This window comes from Micromonospora sp. NPDC003776 (assembly GCF_053605645.1).
Window position 1 is genome coordinate 1 of record NZ_JBSGJR010000425.1, and the last position, 6,249, is coordinate 6,249.

Annotated in this window: 6 protein-coding genes and 1 pseudogene; 4 read left to right on the forward strand and 3 right to left on the reverse strand. The window is 74.7% G+C overall.

All coding sequences use genetic code 11. The annotated features are described in order from the left end of the window. From ACWEVO_RS26970 to ACWEVO_RS26985, 4 genes and pseudogenes are all read left to right on the forward strand, one after another. Positions 1 to 389 (forward strand): annotated as a pseudogene (locus ACWEVO_RS26970) (hypothetical protein); the annotation flags it as partial. A 133-nt stretch (positions 390 to 522) separates the two neighbouring features. Continuing rightward, positions 523 to 786, forward strand: a complete 264-nt coding sequence (locus tag ACWEVO_RS26975) for a DUF6244 family protein (protein WP_452310305.1) — start codon at positions 523 to 525, stop codon at positions 784 to 786. Between the two features lie 6 nt (positions 787 to 792). After that, positions 793 to 1,224, forward strand: coding sequence for a hypothetical protein (locus ACWEVO_RS26980; protein WP_452310306.1), 432 nt, complete (start codon positions 793 to 795; stop codon positions 1,222 to 1,224). Positions 1,225 to 1,382: 158 nt separating this feature from the next. Beyond that, on the forward strand, positions 1,383 to 2,180 hold the full coding sequence (locus ACWEVO_RS26985; RefSeq protein ID WP_452310307.1) for an esterase/lipase family protein: 798 nt from the start codon (positions 1,383 to 1,385) through the stop codon (positions 2,178 to 2,180). 71 nt (positions 2,181 to 2,251) lie between these two features. On the opposite strand, the gene ACWEVO_RS26990 is transcribed toward ACWEVO_RS26985, so the two are convergent. From ACWEVO_RS26990 to ACWEVO_RS27000, 3 genes are all read right to left on the reverse strand, one after another. Further along, on the reverse strand, positions 2,252 to 3,856 hold the full coding sequence (locus ACWEVO_RS26990) for a GMC family oxidoreductase (protein ID WP_452310308.1): 1,605 nt from the start codon (positions 3,854 to 3,856) through the stop codon (positions 2,252 to 2,254). Between the two features lie 102 nt (positions 3,857 to 3,958). After that, positions 3,959 to 4,831, reverse strand: coding sequence for an aldo/keto reductase (locus tag ACWEVO_RS26995; RefSeq protein ID WP_452310309.1), 873 nt, complete (start codon positions 4,829 to 4,831; stop codon positions 3,959 to 3,961). A 90-nt stretch (positions 4,832 to 4,921) separates the two neighbouring features. After that, positions 4,922 to 6,249: PP2C family protein-serine/threonine phosphatase (locus ACWEVO_RS27000; protein WP_452310310.1), on the reverse strand; the 1,328-nt coding region annotated here is incomplete at its 5' end.

Here is a 6,249-nt window from a genome sequence, read left to right on the forward strand (position 1 = left end):
GGCAGCTCGCCGACGAGGCCGACCGGTACGGCCAGCAGGCCGAGGCCCTCGCCCACCGGCCCGTGCTGCTGCCCACCTGGTCGCCGCTCGGCCGGGCGGTCGCGGTGTACGTGGCCTGCGCGCTGGTCGGCTCGCTGCTGATGCTCGCCACCCTGATCGGGTCGCCGATCCCGGTCTCCGGGCTGGACCTGGTGGCCGCGGCCGCCTGCGCGGGCGTGCCGCTGCTGTCCTTCCTGGCCGGGCAGCTCGTGCTGGCCCGTTGGGGCCGGCCGGTGCTCGGCGGCGACCCCCCGCCGTCGCGGTACGTGCCGCTCGGGTTCGTCCTCTGTGCCGTGTTCTCCTCGGGGCTGTTCTGCCTCTACCTGGTGGCCTTCCGTCTGTTGAGCTGACCAGCCGGTGGCCGGGCGGGGTGGACCGGCCGGGCGAGCGCCGGTGGCTGTGGGTGGTCGCGGGGCGCGTGCCGGTCTCGTAGGCTGCTGCGTGGCCGGCGCCGACGTGCCGGGGCGACATCGGGGAGGGCGCGTGAGCGCAGCACAGATCATCGCCAGGCTGGCGGCGGCCGCGCAGAAGCTGGACGAGGCGAAGGTCAGGACGGCCGCCGCCGCCCAGGACGCCGCCGAGGCGCGGGCGCTGGTGGCCGGCGCGTTGGAGGGCGTGGCGGCCGGCCCGTTGCTCGGCATGATCGACGCCTACCGGCAGGCCCTCGCCCAGGCGGCCCAGGGCGGTGACCCCGCCCGGCAGCACGTGCAGGAGACGATCACCAAGGTCAAGGCGCTGGGGAGCTGAGCCGGGTTGAGCGACGACGGCCGCGCCGGTGAGCTGGACGGGTTCCACATCGGGGAGCTTCCGGGCGACGCCGGCGCGGAGGTGTCGGACTTCGCCACCGAGTGGGACGACGTCACCTTCGCCACCCGGGTCTGGGAACGCCGGGTCGACGAGGGCTACCGGGTCGACCTGCGGGTGCACGTGCTGCGCGGCCCCCGGCTCACCGACCTCGCCGCCCTGCGCGACTTCCTCGCCGAATACCACGAGCGGGACCCCGACGGCGGCGAGTGGGCCGAGTTCGCGCACCCCGACGGCCCCGGCCTGATCGGCGCGGAGGAAGCGTTCTGGCTGGTCGAGCCGGGCGTCGGGGTGGATGTGCTGGTGGACCCGGAGCGCCACGGCCCGGCCACGGTGGCGGTCGCCGCCCACGCGGTGAGGTGCGCGCCGCCCGGGGCGTGATTCGCCGGTTTGTGCCTCCAGCGCGAGAACGGGTTACCGGCGCGTAACTTTTCATTGACGTGTGTGAAATCGGACACGCATCATCGTTTCCACGATCGATCGGATCCCCCACCCGTCCCCTCCCGGATTCCCGGGTGCCTCCCACCGGAGGTGCAGCCATGCTGCTCCGAACGATCCTGGCCGCCACCAGCGCCCTCGCCGCCCTGCTCGTCCCCGCCACCGCCGCCCAGGCCGCCCCGCACCGCGCCGTCCCGGCCAGCGCCACCGTCGACGGCGGCACCGGCCTCGCCGCCACCGCGGCCAATCCCGTCGTCGTGGTCGGCGGCCTGATCGGAATCTCCATCGCCTACGAGCCCATCGCCGCCCGGCTGCGCGCCGACGGCTACCGGGTCTCCATCTACCAGCTGCCGAACCTCGGGGTCGGCGACATCCGCGAGTCCGCCCGGGCCCTGGCGTCCTACGTGGACCAGGTCCGCGCCGCCACCGGGGCGGCCAAGGTGGACCTGGTCACCCACTCCGAGGGCGGCCTGGTCAGCCGCTGGTACGTGAAGTTCCTCGGCGGCGCCGACCGGGTCGACCGCTACATCAGCCTCGGCAGCCCGCAGTACGGCACGTACGTCGCCAACATCATCAACTTCGTCGGCCTGGGCAGCTGCGTCGGCATCGTCGCCTGCCAGCAGATGTCCATCGGGTCGAGCTTCCTCGCCGACCTCAACGGCGGCGACGACACGCCCGGCGCGGTCCACTGGACCACCGTCCGTACCTGGCAGGACGAGCTGGTCCGCCCGGTCGACAACGCCGTCCTCGCCGACGGTGCCAGCAACGTGCTGGTCCAGGCGTGGTGTCCGCTGCGGGTCGTCGGTCACCTCGGCCTGGTGCTCGACGGGACCACGTACAGCATCGTGCGGCAGGCGCTCGCCGGCGCCGCGATCCGGCCCGACTGCTTCGCCCTCTGACCCGGTCCGGGCTCGGCGGTCGCCGCCGCGGCGGCCGTCGAGCCGGTCGCCGCTCACCGGGTGCGCGCCGGTCAGGCCGCGGTGGCCCGGCCGAGGATCAGGTCGGCGCCCCGCCAGGCCAGCGCGGTCACCGGCGCGTTGAGCCAGCCCGACACGAGCACGGGCAGCACCGACGCGTCGACCACCCGCAGCCCGGTGACCCCGCGTACCCGCAGCTGCGGGTCGACGACGTGCTCGTCGTCCGGGCCCATCGCACAGGTGCCGACGGCGTGGTAGCCGCAGTAGCCGTGCACCCGGGCCGCCTCGAGGATCTCCTGGTCGGTCCGCGTCCCCGGCCCGGGCAGCACCTCCGCCCTGATCCGCCCGGCGATCGGCGCGGTGGCGAAGAACTCCCGCATCCGCCGGAAGGTGTCCACCGCGACCTGCTGGTCGTGCCGGGTGTCGAAGTAGTTCGCCACGATCGCCGGCGGCGTACGGGGGTCGGGCCCGGTGATGGCGAGGGTGCCCTCGCTGTCCGGGCGGGCCACCGTGCCCAGGCACATCAACCCCGGCTCCCGCTCCAGCTCCAGCGCCCGGCCCGGCCGCCGGGGCGCCGCGGAGAAGGGGGCCATCAGCAGATGGGCGTCCGGGCGGTCCCGCTCCGGGCGGGACCGGATGTGGGCCGCCACGTCGAAGACCGGCAGGGCGAGCGGGCCGCGCCGGGTGAGCAGGTAGCGGAGGGCGGCGCGGGCCTGCCCGATCCGGCTGCTGAGCCGCGCGTTGTAGCCGCCCGGCCCGGTGAGCCGGTACTGCACCGGGATCGCCCGGTGCTCGCGCAGCCCCGCGCCCACCCGGGGCCGGTCGAGCAGCACCTCCACCCCGGCGGCCCGCAGCGTGGCGGCCGGCCCGATGCCGGACGCCTGGAGCAGTTGCGGGGTGGCGAGGGCGCCCGCGGCGAGGATCACCTCGGCGTTCGCCAGGCGGTCGACCTGCCGGCCGCGGTGCTCCGTGCGTACCCCGACCGCCCGGCCGTCGCGGATCAGCACCCGGAGCACGACGGTGTCGACCGCGACGGTCAGGTTCGGCCGCCCGCGCACCGGGTGCAGGAACGCGTCGGCGGCGCTGACCCGGCGCCCGTCATGGATGGTGGCCATGGCGTAGCCGATCCGCTCGCCGTCGTCGGCGTTGAGGTCGTCGACCCGGCGCCAGCCCAGCGCCGCCCCGGCCTCGATCATCTCCTCGCAGAGCTCGTCGGTGCCGGTGGCGGTGGAGAGTCGCAGCGGGCCGCCGGCCCCGCGGACCGGCGAGGCGCCCAGCGGGTTGTCCTCCAGCCTCCGGAAGATGGGCAGCATGGTGGACCAGCCCCAGCCCGGATTGCCGAGCCGCTCCAGCGCGTCGTAGTCCGCCGGGGCGCCCCGGCCGTAGATCATGCCGTTGATCGCGGTCGACCCGCCGATCAACCGCCCGCGCTGCCACGTCTCGCCCTGCCCGGGCCCGGTCGTCGCCGGGTAGTGCCAGGCGGTACGGGGATCGTCCATCAGGCGGGAGAACGCCTTGGGGATGCGGACGGCCGGGCTGCGGTCCCAGCCGCCCGCCTCGATCAGGAGCACCCGGTTGGCCGGGTCTTCGGTGAGCCGGTTGGCCAGCACGCAGCCGGCCGCGCCCGCGCCGACCACGACGTAATCGAACTCGTCCACTTCGGACCCCCGCCCGTCCCGTCCGCGAGAATTTTTCTGACGGTAGCGGTCCGCTCACGCAACGGAAAGGGGTGGCGGCCGAAACCCCGGCGCCGGCCCGGCTCAGGCGGCCTTGGCGAGGGCTTCGAACTCGTCGTCGGTGAGTTGCACCTCGGCGGCGGCCACGTTCTCCTCCAGGTGCGCCACCGAGGACGTACCGGGGATCGGGAGCATGACCGGCGACCGGCGCAGCAGCCAGGCGAGGGCGAGCTGCGCGGGCGTCGCGCCGTGCTCGGTGGAGATGGCGTCCAGCGGCCCACCCGGCCGGGCCAGGTTGCCGGTGGCGATCGGGAACCAGGGGATGAACGCCAGGTCGTTGCGCTCGCAGTGGTCGAGCACGTCCTCGGCGCTGCGGTCGGCCAGGTTGTAGAGGTTCTGTACCGACACGATCGGGGTGATCTTCCGCGCCGCCTCGATCTGCTCCACGGTCACCTCGGAGAGCCCGACGTGCCGGACCTTCCCCTCCTGCTTGAGCAGGGCCAGCTCGCCGAGCTGGTCCGCCAGCGGCACCTTCTCGTCGATCCGGTGCAGCTGGTAGAGCGGGATGCAGTCCAGCCCGAGGTGACGCAGGCTCAGCTCGCACTGCTGGCGCAGGTACTCCGGCCGGCCCACCGGGCGCCAGTCGCCCGGACCGGAGCGGGTCAGGCCGGCCTTCGTCGCGATGACCAGGTCGTCGGCGTACGGGTGCAGCGCCTCCTTGATCAGCAGCTCGCTGACGAAGGGCCCGTAGGAGTCGGCGGTGTCGATGAAGGTCACGCCCAGCTCGTACGCCCGGCGCAGCACCCGGACCGCCTCGGCCGGGTCCTTCGGGTCGCCCCACACCCCCGGCCCGGTGAGCTGCATCGCCCCGTAGCCGAGCCGGTCGACCTGCAGGTCGCCGCCGATGCGGTAGGTGCCCGAGGCCTTCGCGGGCTGGGTGCTGGCACTGGTCGCCATGCCGGTCCTCCGGTTTGTCGTCGTCGGCGGCGATCCCGCCACCGACCGGAGGACATTCCCCGGAAACCGCGGTTCCAACGTGCGAACGGCTCAGCCGGTGTGCCGGAGCACCACCAGCGCCCGGTCGTCGTCGGTGGCCGGCAGGTCCCGCAGCAGCGCGTCCGCGATCGCCTCCGCCGGCTCGTCCCGCACCGCGACCAGCACCCGGTGCAGCGCCGCCACGCCCTCGTCGTACGGCAGGCCACGCCGCTCCACCAGCCCGTCCGTGTACGCCACCAGCAGGTCGCCGGGCTCGAACGGCACCGTGGTCACGCCCATCGGCGCGTCGACCATGCCCAGCGGCAGCGCGTTGGGGGTCGACACGGCCCGCGGGGGCTGGCCGGCGGGCAGCAGCACCGGGTGCGGGTGCCCGGCCCGCAGCACGTGCGCGGCCCGGTTCGCCGGGTCGACCACCACGATCAGGCAGGTGCCGAGGAAGCCGACGCCGAGCAGCTCGGTCAGCCGGAGGAACAGCTCCTCCAGCGGTACGCCCAGCCGGATCAGGGTGTTGAGCATGGTCCGCAGCTGCGCCATGTCCGCGGCCGCCTCGACCTGGTGGCCGACCACGTCGCCGACCACCACGGCGAGCCGGTCGTCGTCCTGCCGGACCAGGTCGTACCAGTCGCCGCCGAGGTGCAGGCCGGTCATCGCCGGCTCGTAGCGGGTGGCGATCTCCAACCCGTCCGGGGTGGTCAGCGCGGAGCTGCGCAGCCGCCCCGCCAGCCGGGTCACCAGGTTGTGCTCGGCGGCGGCCAGCCGGACCCGTTCCAGGGTCTGCTCGCACAGGTCGGCGATGGTGTCCAGCAGCGCCAGGTCGCCCTCCCGCACCGGCCGTTCCCGGAACCACCCGAAGGCCAGCGCGGCGATCGGCTGGCGCTGCGCGTCGAACAGCGGCAGCGCGACCGTGGTGACCACGCCGTGCGCGCCGACCGGGTCGGGCAGGTCGGGGAACCGGGCGGCGAAGTCGGCCCGGTCGCGCAGGATGACCCGTTCCCCGGTGCGCAGCGCCCGGACGATCGGCCGTGGGTCGTCGATGGCGAGGTCGGCGAAGGTGGCGGAGAGGGTCTCCGGCACCTCGTGGTACCAGAGCCGGACCAGCCGGCCCTCGTCCCGGATGGCCAGCCCGGGCAGCACCGCCCCGAGCGCGGTCGGCGCCGCGTCGAGGATCACATCGATCGCCTCGGTCGTCGACCGGGTGACGCTCAGCCGGGCGGCGAACTCCGCCATCGCCTGCGCCGAGCCGGTCAGCTCGGCGCGTTGCAGGGCCTGGCTGCACAGCCCGGCCACCGCGTCCAGCAGGTTGTGCAGCGCCTCGTCGTCGGCGACCGGCCGGGCCCAGCGCACCTCCAGCGCGCCGAGCGCGCCGCCGTCGCCGTACC

Bases quoted from the DNA above. Each gene is read 5' to 3' on its own strand.
- ACWEVO_RS26985 (WP_452310307.1), top strand. From the start codon at position 1,383: ATGCTGCTCCGAACGATCCTGGCCGCCACCAGCGCCCTCGCCGCCCTG.
- ACWEVO_RS26995 (WP_452310309.1), bottom strand. From the start codon at position 4,831: ATGGCGACCAGTGCCAGCACCCAGCCCGCGAAGGCCTCGGGCACCTAC.